At 49.8% G+C, this 17,214-nt stretch carries 11 protein-coding genes; 9 read left to right on the top strand and 2 right to left on the bottom strand.

Going from position 1 to position 17,214, the window contains the following annotated elements:
- Nucleotides 1–94: 94 nt before the first annotated feature.
- On the bottom strand, nucleotides 95–322 hold the full coding sequence (locus ACDJ58_RS21515) for a hypothetical protein (protein ID WP_413372822.1): 228 nt from the start codon (nucleotides 320–322) through the stop codon (nucleotides 95–97).
- Nucleotides 323–561: 239 nt separating this feature from the next.
- Here ACDJ58_RS21515 and ACDJ58_RS21510 point away from each other — a divergent pair, with 239 nt between their 5' ends.
- On the top strand, nucleotides 562–1,587 hold the full coding sequence (locus ACDJ58_RS21510; RefSeq protein WP_413372821.1) for a hypothetical protein: 1,026 nt from the start codon (nucleotides 562–564) through the stop codon (nucleotides 1,585–1,587).
- 75 nt (nucleotides 1,588–1,662) lie between these two features.
- Here ACDJ58_RS21510 and ACDJ58_RS21505 read toward each other — a convergent pair whose 3' ends face one another.
- On the bottom strand, nucleotides 1,663–3,948 hold the full coding sequence (locus tag ACDJ58_RS21505; RefSeq protein ID WP_413372820.1) for a helix-turn-helix domain-containing protein: 2,286 nt from the start codon (nucleotides 3,946–3,948) through the stop codon (nucleotides 1,663–1,665).
- A 356-nt stretch (nucleotides 3,949–4,304) separates the two neighbouring features.
- Here ACDJ58_RS21505 and ACDJ58_RS21500 point away from each other — a divergent pair, with 356 nt between their 5' ends.
- From ACDJ58_RS21500 to nagZ, 8 genes are all read left to right on the top strand, one after another.
- Nucleotides 4,305–4,982 carry a hypothetical protein gene (locus tag ACDJ58_RS21500; protein ID WP_413372819.1) on the top strand — a complete coding sequence of 226 codons (678 nt, stop codon included), beginning with the start codon at nucleotides 4,305–4,307 and terminating at the stop codon, nucleotides 4,980–4,982.
- Between the two features lie 860 nt (nucleotides 4,983–5,842).
- Complete coding sequence (locus ACDJ58_RS21495) at nucleotides 5,843–6,811, top strand: ABC transporter permease (RefSeq protein WP_413372816.1); 969 nt, start codon at nucleotides 5,843–5,845, stop codon at nucleotides 6,809–6,811.
- Between the two features lie 13 nt (nucleotides 6,812–6,824).
- Nucleotides 6,825–7,694 carry a carbohydrate ABC transporter permease gene (locus tag ACDJ58_RS21490; RefSeq protein WP_413372815.1) on the top strand — a complete coding sequence of 290 codons (870 nt, stop codon included), beginning with the start codon at nucleotides 6,825–6,827 and terminating at the stop codon, nucleotides 7,692–7,694.
- A 30-nt stretch (nucleotides 7,695–7,724) separates the two neighbouring features.
- Nucleotides 7,725–9,284 (top strand): extracellular solute-binding protein, encoded by a 1,560-nt coding sequence (locus ACDJ58_RS21485; protein WP_413372813.1) that lies wholly within the window; start codon nucleotides 7,725–7,727, stop codon nucleotides 9,282–9,284.
- Between the two features lie 59 nt (nucleotides 9,285–9,343).
- Complete coding sequence (locus ACDJ58_RS21480; RefSeq protein ID WP_413372811.1) at nucleotides 9,344–11,620, top strand: Ig-like domain-containing protein; 2,277 nt, start codon at nucleotides 9,344–9,346, stop codon at nucleotides 11,618–11,620.
- 39 nt (nucleotides 11,621–11,659) lie between these two features.
- A complete protein-coding gene (locus tag ACDJ58_RS21475) occupies nucleotides 11,660–12,442 on the top strand; it encodes a glucosamine-6-phosphate deaminase (RefSeq protein WP_413372810.1) in 783 nt (260 codons plus the stop codon).
- Entirely contained in the window at nucleotides 12,439–13,596 is a 1,158-nt protein-coding gene (locus tag ACDJ58_RS21470) for an N-acetylglucosamine-6-phosphate deacetylase (RefSeq protein ID WP_413372809.1), read from the top strand. Before ACDJ58_RS21475 ends, ACDJ58_RS21470 begins: the two co-directional genes overlap by 4 nt.
- Nucleotides 13,597–13,612: 16 nt before the next feature.
- On the top strand, nucleotides 13,613–17,047 hold the full coding sequence (gene nagZ, locus ACDJ58_RS21465) for a beta-N-acetylhexosaminidase (protein WP_413372808.1): 3,435 nt from the start codon (nucleotides 13,613–13,615) through the stop codon (nucleotides 17,045–17,047).
- The last annotated feature ends 167 nt before the right edge of the window (nucleotides 17,048–17,214 follow it).

Below are 17,214 nucleotides of genomic sequence, written 5' to 3'. Positions count from 1 at the left end.
GATCTCCCCTAGGGGAATAACACTTGGAGGTATTATAGCAGAGTTTTCAGGTGATAAGTAACCACGAAATGAGCTTTCAAGCTTCTAACAGGTATTAGATAATTCCGATCGCAGCTAGACCAATCAGAATCAAACCGACCCCTGCGACGCGATTCGCCCGTATTGATGTTCTGCGAGCTTTATCTTCGTAGCCTGGTTTAAAGCCGTGTTTGTAGATGAAGCTGTTTTCTATCCGCTTTTCGTTTTTGGAAGTAGCAATCATCAATACACCCGCAGCAATGGCAATAAGTCCTGTTCCAGGACCTATTAATGAACTATTCATCAGTTTTCACCCCTCTTTCAAATAGATATCTCTTTATATCGGATAAATGTTCTTTAGATGTAACATTATGGATTTTAAAAGATTATCTCTTTCCCATTTTCATGAATACACCAGTTGTTACCGAGTACAGAATACAGTATTGCAATCGAATATCCGACTTCTCAATACACTCTTCTTGATTTACAATTAAAGGAAAGATAGACATGGATAAGTATCAGAGAATTGGAGGGTGACCAATAATGAACGAACCGTGGGCCGCTTCAATGAGTGGAGTTCCCTGGAACGAGGATAAAATGGACAAGGCTATCGTACAACTGCGGAATAGGGCTACGATAAGCTTTGTTGTAGGGCTAGACGAGATGCATGATCTGCGAAAACTGGATGAACATGTGTTTGCCAAACGACCAGATTTGATTTTAAATGTATCCAACGTAGATGTGAAGGGGCGGTATTCAGAAGAGTTTCTGGAGACACTCGCCGGTTTAAAGTATGTCACCGCTTTGCAGCTGGATATCAGGCAACCACAGGATTTGAATGTACTGAGTGCGTTACAAAAGATGGAGTTTCTGAACATTCGCTCACCCAAAAAGCAAAACCTGGACTTCATCCGAAATTACAAATACTTAAATTACCTCGCACTTAGCGGGAAATTTTCTGATCTCTCGCCGATTGAGGACTGCATTCGGTTGAGTACCCTCGTCCTCAACTGTGACATTGATCAGCTTGATTTTGTTGTAGACTTGCCATTTATTGAGTATTTGGCTATCGATCATTGTACATTGGCTGGCTCACTCGAAGTACTGGCTGAATCGAATATCCGTATGCTGAGATTATCGTCCGTAAAGAATCTGACCGAGATCGCTGTAGTGGGGGCATTACATCATCTGGTCTTTCTGCACCTGTCACTGCCCAAAATCGAGCGGCTGTGCGACTTCTCGCACATGAAGAATCTGCGGCAGCTTGAACTGGATTTCATGAAGTCCCTGCAAGAGATTGAGAACCTGTGGACTGCGGATCAATTGGAGGTGCTGGAACTGAAAGAGATACATAAGGGGATCAAGGCAGAGGCTTTCGAGCGTTTGACTGAAATGCAAAGTTTGCGACAGGTGGATTTTCGCTTTGTCGATCACAGCAAAGGTCGTATTGCTGCTATGCGCAAACAATTGATTGAATCGGGGAAGGAGCACCTGATCTATGAGCAGATTCCTGAAGAACAGCGAATTCCTTCGATGGCTCTTGTGCACCTGTCCAAAATTCTAATGTAACAATACACAAATGCCCGCCTCCGAAGCGGGCGTTTGTGTATTTACAATCCTCGGTCCTTGCCCGCTCACGCCTGGCTAACCATGGCTGGAGGAGATGAATGGCTCATCACCCGCATGACGCTTGCGGTATTCTCCGGGGGTTTGCCCGTACCGACGCTTGAACATGCGGATGAAAGAGTTCACATTTTGATAGCCGACCTGTGTCGCAATGTCCTGAATTCGCAGATCTACATTGACAAGCAGTTCCTTGGCCCGCTCAACCCGCAGATTGTTCAGATATTCGCTGAAGTTGATGTTAGTCTTTTCCTTGAAAATACTGGAGAGGTACCCCGATGTTAAATTCAACTTGTCGGCGACAATATTCAAATTAATATCTTCCCCATAATTATGATCCAGATAGTCCAGTACAAAGGTGATAACCGGATCACGCGTTTCCAGCTGGCTGCGTACTGCCGCAAGTACCGGTTGAGCCAACGCCTGAAGCCATTCCCTGTACTGCTGCATGGAATGAAAACCAGCAAATGCCTCTCCCGGAGGAGAAGAGCGAAGCTCGGATTCGATGTGTGTCAAATTCAGCTTCATCACCGTCTTGCTGATCTGTTCTACTGCGCCGATTGCAAATGTGCGGAAGTCTTCTGCGGCCGCATCCTTGTGCTGCAGTTGCTCCAGCTGGCGATCCAGCCAAGCGAATACGGCCTCTTCATTGCCGGATTGCAGCAGGTTGTGCAGTTCCTCCCCATAGGTTACCTTCACATGGAAGGCATTTGACGAAGAAGCCCGCGGTTCCACAATAACCTGAGTCTCCCCATTCAGCCTGCGCTCTTTCAACAGCATGGACAGATTGCTGTACGCATCGGTAAATGGAATTTCTCCGGAATACACCGGACTTACCGCGATGGTCAGATAAAGGGTTTCCTCGACAGCCAGCAACTCCTTCAGTGTATCGAGCGCTTGAAGAATACCACTCTGTGGACCTGGATTGAACAGCAGCAGGAGCAGTTGGTCCTGCTCGGGCTGAATCGCAACACTATTGGTTTTGCTACTGGTGAACAGGCTCTGAATCAGCTTCCATAATAATAGGGTATGCTGCCCGAATTCATCCGGCTGGGATTTGAAGCCCACCTTGAACAGAATGGAGACATAGGGCTGCTCGGATTGCTGGGTATCCTCAAGCTCCGCCAGATAGGAGCTGAGCGGTATATTTTTTACTTTATGGATATAAGCATACTGGCGCACGAGAGAGTTCTTCTGCGCAAGATCACTCTGAATGTAACGGTTATTTTCCAAAATAGAGCTCAGGCGGTCGCCGATCATAGCGAATTCTTTTACACTGCTCCATTTGTTAGGCCCGCTGTCCGGATTTCGGTCCAGAGCAGCAATAAGGCGCTGGAGCGGCTGGTTTAATCGTAAGCTGAAAAACAGGGAGGAGAGCACGCTAATCAGTACAGCAGCGCCAAGCAGGAAAGCCAGCAGCAGCTGCATGCCTCGCATTTCCGCGGCGATTACCGCGGCCTGGGTGACCCGGACATAAGTAAACCCGGTTTGTTTACCTTTTTCATAGAAGTAATACTGATCCCCAATGCGTTCATGTTTGCTTCCGTCTGAAGGTAGCTGCGGATTCTGCAGTTCCCCCTCCATCGTGGTAAAAAGCAGGCGTCCCTCGTTGTCCAGAATGAAGAACGGATTATTAGCGGCATCGCCATATGTGTCCTGCATACGCTGTGGATCCAGCATAACGATGCCGTACACATCTTCGTAAGGAATGGCTTTCATCATGACCGGCATCAGTTGACCGAGGGAGCGGGATGAGTGAAGGGTATTTTCCGTAAAAGCTGCGGCAGGCATTACTTTCAGGAACTGGTTGTTCATCGTTTGCGTTTTCCAGTAATCCGGAGGATATTCTTTACTATAATAATATTTACCGAACATATCGCTGGCACTGCTAAGACCTTCCTTCTCCAATACATAGTCTTCTTGTTTGAAATAAAGAATGAAATTGTCGATATGCAGAAAAGGATTGGCGTATAGCGTGGAGAGGTCCGACTTCACCTCTGCGGGAATATCGTAACGGCGGTTCTCCTTAATGTGGCTCAAAATGCCCAGGTTGGCTGTCCAGGTATCCGATTGAGTGAGGGCCAGAATCATGTTCTGGGTCAGGCGGAAGTGATTCTCATACCCTTCAACGGTCTGTGCAAGGCCCAGTTCATTTTGTCTGACCATCTCCTGATAGACCTTGTTGCTTAAGTACAGATGGGAGAACAGATTAAATGAAGCCAAAATCAGGATGACACTGAGGAAGCTCAGCATTAGCTTGACAAACAGTCCATTCAGCGCAAATTTGCTTGTAAGCAGTCCCTTCATTATGACATTCCCCCTTGAGTACAGCCCCGGATCGAGTGGTTAATCTTATCATAGCGGCATAAAGCTGACACAAACAATATGCACTTTTACTGAATTATACGCGGATATCTGGAAAAAAGGAGTAAAGGCGAAAAGTTATATAACATGTAGATAGCGCTTTCCTTATGAAAACTGGTATAATGTGGAGATGGACAGCAGATTTATAAGGGAAGTTACCTCACATTCAAGTCAATTTACAATCTTCTAAGCAAGAGAGGGTGCTCCTCTCCAATCTTTGTTTGAAGTGTTGTGTTTCAAAAAGAACTTCCCCTGCTTAATTACAGGAGTTGAACAATATTTTCACTGGAGGAAATGCAATGAAACGTGCTTACCTGTTATTAGTGATTTTATTTACCCTTAGTGCATGCGAACAGGCTAATACTAGTACCAACGAAGATAACATTTCTGTTGTTGTAGGAGATATTAATGTGAAGGATGCTAATAACACTGAAATTTCGCCGAGTACGAAAGGGGATTTATCAAAAGGATCCCCAGAATTTTTAACTCAGAACGAAAGTGATCTATCTGCTTGGGATTTTGAAACGGCTTATAAAATGTGTACAGAAGCTCTCTCTGAATATTATAAGGCGATTTGGAACGGCTCGGACATTGATTTGGACACTTATATCGATAACGAAAACCTTAAACAATATACGCAAAAAAAAGTTTCATCTCAATATGATTTATTCCTTAAGAACAAGCTCACTTATAATCAGGTGACAAGCGTTGATATTGGTGCTAGACAAGTAGAGTATGTTGGAGGGGATAAGAGCTTTTTTTATTTGAAATTAGATGCACGTGTTCATAAGGATATAGGTAACTTCGCTGAACCAACTGAATTTCTTGTGCAAAGTTTGAATGGAAAGTTAGTTATTGTTGATTGGTATACTAGTAGTAAGGATAGTTATGATTCCACTGTACGTGGAAAAATTCAAACTATTAACAATCCTGATATCTGGAATAACAGTGAATGGGTAGAAAAATTAACTGATTGAATTTACATATAAGAGCCCATTACGGCTCTTTTTCTGCTGTTTTTTTTGCTTTGTACAGGCAAAACCGTAACCAACCTCCAACCCCTTCCGATACGGCATTATCGCTCTTACTCGTTTCCCCGTAGCAATTGGATTGTTGTCCTCAATGGTTTAACGGGCACATATATTAATATGTCGTCAACGAAAGGGCATGGCTCGCATGTACAAGTGGTACCCACTGTCCCGTTTCACGTTTTTCAGTTGCGACAAACCCACTTCCCGGCTCTACATCCGGTGAACGGATGAGATACGGCCTTCTTACACTGCCTTTTCAGCGGACAATCCGTGCAGTCTGCGCATTTGTAGTGATGGAGTTTCGTTTCATAAACGACTTCGGTGGTTGGTTTGCTCTCATATGAGTAACGTAAGCATCCTGACCGCCGAGCATTTGCCACGTACCGCCATCTTCCTCTTAAATCCAATTATTGATCTTGCTGATGTCACGCCTCCACTTCTTCGATTTTTCGTTGTAATCGGTACTGTACATAATGCTCATGCTGGCTGTCCAGTATCCGATTGAGTGAGGCTAGAATTGTGTCTTGGGACAGTCCCTTCATTATGACATTCCCCCTTGAGTACAGCCTCGGATCGAGTGGTTAATCTTATCATAACGGCATAAAGCTGACACAAACAATATGCACTTTTACTGAATTATACGCGGATATCTGGAAAAAAGGAGTATAGGCGAAAAGTTATATAACATGTAGATAGCGCTTTCTAAAGAATTATAGCTATAATTCGGAGACGAACCCCGGAACTCTAGGGTAAGTTAGCTGACATACAAGTCGATTTAATTCATCTAAGCAAGAGGGGGCATGCCGATGACTGATGCTAGCGTAACACAACGCACACTGCAAAAAGAAGCGCACCGGCCGCCTCGGCGGAAGTCGCGTTTGATCAGAACCTGGAACAGGAACAAGGCGCTATGGCTGCTATTCCTGCCATGCCTCCTGTATTATTTGATCTTCCGCTATGCGCCGATGTTTGGTCTGGTCATCACGTTCAAGGATTACAATCTGTTTAAAGGAATTTGGGCCAGTGATTGGGTGGGATTCAAATACTACCGGATGTTTCTGGAGAATCCCGACTTTTGGCCGCTGATGAAGAATACGTTTCTGCTGGGACTGTATAAGCTGGTGTTCGGCTTTCCGGCCCCGATCTTGCTGGCCATTCTGCTGAATGAGATACGAAGGGCAGCATTCAAGCGTTTTGTACAGACGGTCAGCTATCTGCCGCATTTCATCTCGAATGTAATCGTGGCGAGTATGGTGATTATGTTTCTGTCCCCAACTGGAGGGCTAATTAACAATTTGCTGGCAGGCATCGGCATTGGACCGATCAATTTCATGAATGAGCCCGGGCTGTTCCGGGGCATCTACGTCCTGTCAGAAATCTGGCAGCATATCGGCTGGGAGACCATTATTTATCTGGCCGCGCTGACGGCCATCGACCCGCAGTTGTATGAAGCCGCGGATATGGACGGAGCAAGCCGATTGCGCAAAATCTGGCATGTTACACTGCCCGGTATATCTCCTGCGATCGTCATTACTCTGATTCTAAATATCGGCAAAGTGCTGGAGATCGGCTTCGAGAAAGTCTTCCTGATGCAGAATCCGGCGATCTACGATACGGCGGATATTATCAGCACGTATGTCTACAGGGTAGGCATGGTACAGGGGAATTTCAGCTATGGTGCGTCCATTGATTTGTTCATGGGTGTCATCAGTCTGATCTTCATCTATACGGCCAACTGGCTCAGCCGCCGATTAAGTGAGACCAGTCTATGGTAGAAAGAGGTGTGGCGTGAAACCAATCCGATTTTCCTGGTATAACGTAGTGGCATCGCTGATCCTGCTGTTCGTTGTGGTGGTTACACTTTATCCGTTCCTTCATATGCTGGCGGTTTCCCTCAGCAGCAACGTAAACGTCATCCAAAACAATATTTCCTTCTGGCCCAAGGGCTTCAATCTGAGCATGTACAAATTGGTGCTGGGCGATCCGCAAATCTGGACGGCTTACCGAAATACGATCATTTATACCGTGCTTGGCACACTGATCTCGCTAGTGGTCACCTCCACCGGAGCCTACGCTTTGTCCAGAAAGGACATGGCACTACGCAATAGCTTCACCGTCCTGATTGTAATTACGATGTTCTTCAGCGGCGGGATGATTCCGACCTTCCTGGTGGTCCGTTCCCTGAATCTGGTGGACACCATATGGGGCATGGTTCTCCCGGGGGCAGTCAGCACCTGGAACCTCATTCTGATGCGCACGTTCTTCTCAGGCATCCCCAAAGAGCTGGAGGAATCGGGCCGAATGGACGGTTTGAACGATATTGGCATCTTCATTCGTATTATTGTGCCGCTGTCCAAGGCATCCTTTGCCACGATTGCCCTTTTCTATGCCGTGGGTATGTGGAACAACTTTATCTTTCCGCTGCTCTATCTAAGGTCTCCCGATTTGTTTCCGCTCCAGGTGCTGCTGCGTAATCTCGTACTGGCCGGGAGCGCAAGCTCAGGCGACGTAACATCCATTGGGGGAGATAATCTGGTGGTGGAGGAATCGCTCAAATATGCGACCATCATGGTCTCAACCCTGCCGATTCTGGTCATCTATCCGTTTGTACAGAAGTATTTCGTCAAGGGAGCCATGGTTGGTGCGGTCAAAGGTTAAACGCAAATTCAGATTAAGGGAGAGAAGCTTATGGGCAAATGGAAATCGGTAATACTTCCCCTGCTGATTGCAGTAACGATGGTGGCAGGGTGCAGCGGCGGCAATGGTGCCGACCTGCAAACAGATACCAAGGGAAACAGCCCCGGAATAACTGATAACTCCACCGGGGCAGAAAAGACCTTCACAGCCCTGCTGCACAACAATGCCACGTTCCCTTATTCCAAGAGCTGGCCCATTTGGAGCTGGTTGAAGGAAAAGACGGGCGTCACGCTGGAGGTGCAGACACCTTCCGGCAAGCTGGATGAGAGCCTGAACCTGGCGATTGCCTCCAAAACGCTGCCTGATCTGATGTATATGCCCAATCGCAAGGATTCGAACAAGTTTGGTCAGCAGGGCGCGCTGGTGGATCTGATGGAGTATATGGACAATATGCCGAATCTGAAGGTGTGGATGAAGCAATATCCCGAGGAGGCGAAGGCTGCCCTGTCCGCCGACGGTAAAATGTATATGTTCCCTAATCAGGGATTCGGCGAGACGAATCGCATGATCTGGATGTACCGCAAGGATGTCTTTGACAAGGAAGGCATTCAGGCTCCAACAACTTATGAAGAGTTGCATGCGGCGCTGAAGACGCTGAAGGAGAAATACCCGGACAGTTATCCGCTCTCTATCCGCTACGGTGAGATCCCGGATGAGATGAATGCCAATATGACGGTGAACTACGGAACCGGTGAGGGTGCCTACTATGATTTTGACCAGAAGGAATGGCGTTATGGGCCGACTGAAGACAACTACAAGGCCATGGTAGGGATGTGGAAAAGTTTTTACGATGAAGGGTTAGTCCCACCCGATTTCTTATCATTGCAAACCAAGCAGTGGCAGGATATGGTCTCTACCGGCAAATCATTCGTGACCATTGATTATATCAGCCGGATTGATTTTTTCAATAATGCCATGCAGCAGGAGAATCCGGAGTTCAATATGCAGTTTATGGCCCCTCCGGCAGGCATTTCAGGCGGCAAACAACTGAACCCATATTTTCATTATATGGAAGGCGGATTGACGGTGGCCTCTACCTCCAAAAACATTGATGATGTGATGAAGTACATGGACTTTTTCTATTCCGAGGAAGGCCGTACGCTCAGCAGCTGGGGTGTAGAGGGCGAGACCTTTATAAAGGAAGGCGATACGATCAAGTTCAAGCCGGAGTATAACGATGTCAATGAAATGCGCAAGCAGACAGGGCTTCAGACCAGCGGGACCTATACTTGGATTGATTTTAACGCCCACTTGTCGCTGTTCTCGGACGATCTGAAGCATGCCTATGAAGAAGCGGCCAAATATGATCCTCCTGCAATGCAGCCAAGACCTGCTTTTACAGAAGGAGAAAATGAAGTCATATCCATTACCGGTCAGGCGATCAAGAAGCACCGTGACGAGAGCTTTGCCAAATTTGTTACCGGCTCCCGGAATCTGGCGGATTGGGAAAAGTATGTGGAGGAAATCAACAATCTTGGGGTAGATAAGCTGCTGCACACCTATAAGGAAGCGTATGACCGTGTTCAGAATGTTCAGCTGAGCGCGAAATGAGCGAATGTAAGGCAAAGGAATCCTAGACCATTACAGAATGGCAAAAGGAGGCTTCGCTTATGAAAAAGCAGCATCTGCGTGTGTACTCCGGATTCAGACTGGGATTGTTTCTGTTGATATGTATGGTGACGATTGGAATAGCTGCCCCTGGCAAGGCAGAAGCGGCGGGTTCAATTTCAATGGACGCGCCTGCGGGCGGATATGTGTCGGATGGAGGGCTGGTGGAAATTGGAGGCAGTTATACCGACCTGTATGACATTCGGCTGTTTGTGGACGGAACGGCTCAATTCGAAGTGGTATTAAATGATCCGGATGGGGATGACAGCGGCACCTGGTCTTATATGCTGGATACCTCAGGCTATAACGGGACTGTGGAACTGGTGGTCCGTGGACTGGATACGTCCACCCGATACGGGGTATGGGGCGTGCCTGCCACCCTTACCGTTAATAACCCGGCAGGTGCTGTTCCCGAAGTAACCATCACGGGGCCATCTGAGGGCGTGTCTCTTAGCGGTCAGGTGGAGGTCTCTGTCGAGACCAGCTCGCCTCTGCCGATCTTACAGGTAGAGGTTCGGGTGAACCGCGGGGCATGGGAAGAGGCTGTTCAGCAAGGCTCTGCATATGTATACGCCTGGGACACGGCAGGACTTGACGATCGAACGGTCAGTCTGGAGGCCAGAGCTGCCAGTGCGCCGGAGCGTTATGGTTATAGTCCAACAGTGTACGCTCAGGTTGGAACCGGGACGCATGAGACTGCCGTTCCCCTTCCTGTACAGGAGCGCGCCATGTGGATCTGGGAACCGGAAAGTTATAAGCTGCTGCTGAACCCTGGATCGCGTCAGGTGCTGGAGTCATTCATCACCGATACGCAGACATTCGGCCAAACACCGGTTCAGACGCTTTATCTCGCGGTGGGTGGTTATGCCGGATACGATGCACTGGAAGCGCAGGAAGTGGAGTTACGTTCTTTTGTGAGTTGGGCGCATAGCAAAAATTTGCAGGTGCATGCGTTAATTGCAGGCGGCACTACGCCGGCTTATATGGGCGCTTACGAGAAATATCACCATCATGCTGTGCAGGAAATGGAGCAGGTGATCAATTACAACCTTGCAGCGGGGGATACGGAGAAGTTTGACGGTATCAATGTGGATATTGAGCCTTATATCTCTCCCGACTTTAAAGACTCAAGTCATTTCTTGCAGAAGGAATACCTGGATGGCTTGCAAAAGATGATTGGTCGCCGGGATACCGCAGGTATTCGGCTTCCGTTCGGCCCTGCTGTGCCCAAGTGGTATGACACATCGGACCAAGCAGCGAATATCGTGTGGAATGGCTCCAGCAAATGGCTGTCTGAGCATGTTCAGGATATATCAGACTATATCTCCATTATGGATTACCGGGATACGGCGGATGGCTCCGCTGGCATTATTGCCGGGGCTACTGGAGAGCTGGCTTATGCGGATCAGATCGGCAAGCCGAATTCCGTGGTGATTGGTGTGGAAACGCTGGATATCGCCAATAGCGGAGACCCGGAGACCATTACCTTCTGGGAGGAGGGTCGTATCCACATGGAAGCCGAGCTGGATAAGGTATATGCAGCTTACGGGCAGAGCAGCGCCTTTGGCGGTATTGCTGTCCATCACTATGATTCCTACCGGGCACTTCCTTCTTATTGGGGGCCAGGCGGTGTAGTTTGGACAGCGCCGGATGACCAGGAAGCTCCTTCCGCCCTTTCAGGGATTCCTTCCATTGAGGCCACTGATTATCAGACTGTACATCTGAATTATGGAATGGCCTCGGATAACATGGAAGTGGAACGCTATGTGATATATCGGAGCACCGTGCAGGGTTTCACACCTGCCGCTGTAGATATCGTCGGATTCGCCCGCGCCCTGAATTACCAGGACAAGGGACTGCTGCCGGATACGACATATTACTACCGTATTGCAGCCCGCGATTTGCGTGGCAATATCGGGCCACTCACCGATGAAGTGTCTGCGACAACCGGTAGTACCACATTGAAGCCAATGATTGTAACGGACATGAATCTGGTCTATGGCGGATCAGGAGTATCCATCACTCTGAAGGTCAGAGATTATGATACAGGCGCGGTACTTGCGGGGGCGAAAGTCGAGGGGAGATTTACTTATGCGGCGGGGCGTTACACTAGCGGGACAACTGGAGTGGATGGAAGCGTGACGCTTGTCTCGGAAGCGGTAGGAACGGACAGACAGGTTGGTTTTGAACCACGCAGAATCCGTTACAACGGCTATTACTACGCAGTAGGTCATGATTCGCCGCATACAACGCTGCTGATGCTAAATATCAGCAATTGAACAAGCAGGCGAGAAATGGTCTGAAGGAGGAGGAAGCACATGAACGTGAATGACTTGGTGGAACCGCTCAAGACTCATATCGTTGAGCATATGTCTGTACAGGTTTATGCCGATCGGGATCAGATGGGGGCAGCGGCTGCGGCTGCGGTTGGGGCCAGATTAAGACAGCTGCTTCAGGATTCGGAGCGCCAGGTTCGCATGGTGTTCGCTGCTGCTCCTTCGCAAAACGAATTGTATGAAGGTCTGGTACGGGAGCAAGGTATCGATTGGTCAAGGGTCTATGCCTTTCATATGGATGAATATATGGGTCTGGCGGATACGGCTCCCCAGCGTTTTGGACGATATCTAACGGATCGGCTGTTCAGTCGAGTGCAGCCTGGACGGGTGGAGCTGTTGAATGGGCTACATGATGTGGATCAGGAGTGTAAGAGATATGGAGATCTGTTGCGTGCGGCTCCTATTGATATCATCTGCCTAGGGATCGGAGAAAATGGGCACATTGCCTTCAATGATCCGCCTGTTGCCGATTTTAAAGATTCGCGGATCGTCAAAGCGGTGAAACTGGACGAAGCCTGTCGCCGTCAGCAGGTGAACGATGGGTGCTTTGCCCAACTGGATGACGTGCCTGCGGAGGCGCTGACCCTGACTGTGCCAACGTTGATGGCTGGAAGGGAGCTGTTCGCGATTGTGCCAGGGGCATCCAAGCGGAGTGCGCTTGCGGCAGCTTTATATGATCCGATCAGCACAGCATGTCCTGCCACCATCCTGCGTACACATCCCGGAATCACGATGTTCACAGACCGGGAAGCCTACGGCCTGTGAGCGTGCCAATGATCGGGAAGCACTACAGAACGGGGATGCCCATTGAGGTGAAGGTCAGAGAGGGACGTATCACTGCTGTTACTGAACTTGAAATGTCGCCTCCCGTAGATTGCCTGCCCTGGCTTGCGCCCGGACTGGTGGATTTACAGGTGAACGGCGGATGGGGGCTGGATTTGAACACAGCCCCGCTATGTCCAGATACGGTATTGCAGCTGACTCGGAAGCTGCAAAGCCAAGGTGTTACAAGCTATTGCCCGACGTTGATTACGAACAGTTCCGTACGGCTGGCTGAGGCAGCCTCCGTCATTGCAAAAGCCGTTTGGCTGAACCCGGATGCGGCCGAGGGAATTGTTGGCATTCATCTGGAAGGCCCATTCCTCTCGCCGGAGGATGGCCCACGCGGCGCCCACCCAAGGCAGCATATTGTTCCGCCTGATTGGGAGGCGCTCAGCCGTTGGCAGGATGCCGCCGATGGGTTGATTCGCATCATTACCCTTTCCCCGGAGTGGCCTGGTTCAGCTTCATTTATTGCCCGGTGCTGCGAATCCGGCATTCTTGTCTCGATTGGACATACGGCAGCAACGCCAGAGCAGATCAGGGAAGCGGTCTCCGTAGGAGCAGTGATGTCTACACATCTTGGCAACGGCGCGCACCTGATGCTTCCGCGTCATCCCAACTACCTGTGGGAACAGCTGGCGGCCGATGAGCTGTATGGGTGCATGATAGCGGATGGTCATCATCTTCCGCTGTCCGTGCTGGCCGTAATTCTCCGGATGAAACGAAATCGCGCCATTTTGGTCAGCGATGCCGTCTCGCTGAGCGGTATGTCACCAGGTTCCTACCACCTGCATATCGGCGGAGATGTGGTATTGACGGCGGAAGGTCGGCTGCACATTGCTGGCCAGCCGGAGCTGTTGGCTGGCTCGGCGATGATGCTGCCGGATCAGGTGGGTTATCTTGTGGAAGCGGGGTTGTCCGGGCTTCCCGATGCCTGGGACTGTGCATCGGTGCATCCGGCCCGGCTGCTTGGGCTTGAACAGGCTGCAGGAATTGAGGTCGGGGCACCCGCCGATATCGTTAGCTTCAACATGGATGGTGGAAAGTTGAGTGTTTTGCAGTGTTGGAAGAATGGCCGGATCAGTCCACAGAGCTGAGAATAGGAGGAGAGCGATGCAGAGCTTGATACCACAACCGAAGCAGATTGCAGCGAGCGAAGGAGAAGCCTTGCGGCTGAATGGCGAGGAAAGATGGAGTCTTTTCTTGGAACAGGATGATCCCAGATTGGAAATTCATTGTCGCCGGGCATTTCCAGGGATGGAATATACATGCTCCAGGATAGAAAAGGGTTATTTGTTAGTATTCGAACGTCTCTCAGGGCAGGAAACGCAGCAGGTAGTCGATGAGGAACATGGAGCTCATGCAGTTCATGAAGTCCTGGGAGCGCAACGGAAGAGCCCGGTCATCCCTGGTGTCAGTTCGTTCACTCAACAAAACAGAACGGATCTGACTGGGCTGGACGGACCTCCACAAGGGTATAAGCTGGAGGTGTCAGCCGAAAGGGCTGAAGTCTACGCACTGGATGCGGCGGGTCTATTTTATGGATTGCAGACACTGGTACAACTGCATGGACCGGATGGTGTCATCCCGGCGGTGTCCATAACCGACTGGCCGGATACACCTTTGCGGGTAATGAACTTTGACCTGCGTCAGACGTTCTCAAAGCCGGAACTGCTGACGGAATATCTGGCTGAATTCGCTCGTTATAAGACGAACGCGATTTTGATTGAATACGAGGATAAGTTCCCATTTCGGTCGCATCCCGAGTTCGCACATCCACAGCATGCGTTAAGTCGCTCACAACTGGAAGAACTGAAGCGGAACGCCTATGAGCACTTTATAGAGATTATTCCGCTCCAGCAGAGCTTTGGACATCTTGAATATGTATTGCGCCACGAGGGTTGGCGGCATCTTCGCGAGACAGAGCAGTCCACCGGGGAGATCTGCCCATCGCATTCAGAGACCTATGAGTTGATAACTACCTTACTCCAGGAGATGATCGATGCTCATCCGGATTCTCGTTATATCCACCTCGGGTGTGACGAGGTCTATAGCCTATGCGAATGCGAACGCTGCAAAATCGAGTTTGGAGGCGTGCGGGAACGAGCTTTTATCGCCTTTTTGAATCGTCTGATTGCATTTACGGCAGAACGGGGGAAACAGCCGATTTTCTGGCATGACATGCTGGATAAATGCCCGCCAGAGGAACTGGCTAAGCTGGATCAGCGAAGTGTCGCCATGATCTGGATCTACAACGGGCGCAATATCGAAGCGGAGGTTACTTCGCATGCCAATAAATTCAGGGCGCTCGGCATTGAAATTATGGGAGCACCAGCAGTCCGCAGCTTTGACTGGGCTGAGCACCAGAATTATCCGGTACTGCTGAACAGGACAGACAACTTGCTTCAGTGGGCAGAGACGGCCGACAAGCTGAATCTTGGCTGTGTGGTTGCTACCAACTGGACGGGGCCTTTCAGCCTCGGTGTTCCATATGGTATTTTCGAAACAACCTGGTACCCCATGCTGCTGCATGCGGATTTGGCCTGGAACCGCAAGGTGGATACCGCAACCTTCATCGACCGGTTTCTGGAACGGTTTCATGGCATTGATCCTGTTACCGGACACAACCTTCTCGGCAATTACAGGGTGGAGGATTATTATGATGTGATCTGGAAGCTGATGGACGAAGTGCGCGAGCACAAGGAAGAAGCGGAACTGATTGCGATCATGCATGATTTTGAGGTGGCGACAGATCGTTCACGGGCAATCCATAAGTATGCTTACCGCTGGGAGCTGTATCCCGGAGACGATGCGGAGTGGCGCTCACTCCATAACAATTATACGAGAAACCGCCGTGGACGTGAGGGTGTCCTCCCTCGGATGAAGGCTGCGCTGGAGCGTTACCAGCCTTATGATATGGCGGAGCATTTTGTGAAATCAAGGTTCTATCTGCATGATTATCTGGAGCGCACGCTTTATCACGAACTGGGTCTGGACGCAATCCATCCAGAAGCCGATCTGACGGTAATGAGCCTGGAAGACAAAATAGCCCTGATGTGCGTAGTAGGCACACCATCGACTCGGGCCGAGCCGGAGTTTCGCGGCAGAATGGCACAGCACCGATTCGGGGGAATCGGCATCTTTCCCCATAATATTGAGAGCGAGCAGCAGACACATGCGCTGCTTGCAGAAGTAAAGAACATAGCCGGAGAGAGTGGCAGCCCTCTGCCTTATTATGTTTCGGTAGATGAAGAGGGCGGCACCTTGTCCAAGTTTAAGTCCTTTTTTCCCTATATCCCTGGCAACCGGGCAGTGGGGTTAAGTGAAGATCCAGAAGCCGCCCGTTTGCTCGGTAAAATCATCGGCAGTGAACTGCATTCCCTTGGTATTCCTATGAACTGGGCACCTGTGCTGGATGTGAACACGAATATAGATAATCCGGTTGTGGGTGTTCGTTCCTTTGGAGAGGATCCGCAGCTGGTGGCACAGTTCGGTCGAGGCTATATTCAAGGGATGCATGAAGCAGGTGTAGCCGTGACAGCGAAGCATTTTCCCGGTCATGGGCAAGTAAGCGGTGACTCACATATCGTTCTGCCGGAATGTGAGCTGACGATTGAACAACTCAGGGAAGGTCCTCTGCTTCCCTTCGTGGAGGCGATTGAAGCCGGGGCGGATTCAATCATGATGGGGCATCTAGTGTTTCCCAACATTCCGGAATCCCGCGGACTTCCGGCCTCACTCAGTCCTTTTTTTGCCATGGAACTGCTGCGGAAGCAGTTGGGCTTTACGGGGGTGATCTGTACCGATGACATAGAAATGGGGGCAATTCGCAAAAATTTCAGCCCGGAAGACGTGGGGGTTCTGGCCGTTCAGGCGGGGAACGATATGATCCTGATGTGCCATACGCCGGAGTTTCAGAGCCGGGTCATCGCGGGTATTCAGGCTGCTGTACGGGATGGGCGCATCAACGAGGGACGAATCGACGAATCGGTTCTTCGTATTCGGCAGTTGTATGACCAATTCCAGCAGTACCAGGCGGCTGCACAGCCGATTCCCAGAGAGCAGTGGGCGGAGGCGGCTCTGAAGCTGGCTCGTATGACCGTGAAAGTTAGCCGGGATCCGCAGGGTCTGCTGCCACTCAAGGATTCGCTGAAATATTTGCTGATACTGCCGCAGCAGGAGCAGTTGACCCAGGCCGATAATAGTAGTTCTGCGGAGATCAGGTTAGCCTCTCTATTAAAAGATGAAGGCTTGGCTGTGGAGACCCGCTACTGCGCAATGAAGCCTGATGCGGAGGAGATAGAGTCCCTGGTACAGCAAGCTGCTGATGCGGATGTCGTTATCCAGGGCACCCTTAATGCCCATCTATTCACAGCTCAGCTGGCACTGGCTGAGGCCTTGGCTTCGGTTAAGCCGCTGCTGAATCTGGTGCTGCGCAATCCGTATGATGACGAGATACTGCCGCAGACGACCGGAAGCGTACTGCTGTGTTCGACCTCCGATTATTCACTGCGGGCACTGGTGGAATGCATGACAGACTCAAAGTGACTTGTCAGTAATGGGCTGTTCAACAGGGCAATGAAATTATCCAAAAGCTCAAAAGCTCAAAAGCTCAAAAGCTCAAAAGCTCGCATGCAGTTGTAAAATTACATTCTTTAAAATGATTTAGCCTGAGATTATATGACAAGAAAGCCCGCTATTGTGCGGGCTTTTTG

This window comes from Paenibacillus taichungensis, from assembly GCF_047302525.1.
Taxonomy (GTDB): domain Bacteria; phylum Bacillota; class Bacilli; order Paenibacillales; family Paenibacillaceae; genus Paenibacillus; species Paenibacillus taichungensis_B.
The sequence above is the reverse complement of the archived record's forward strand: the minus strand, read 5'-3'. Positions and strand labels throughout refer to the sequence as shown.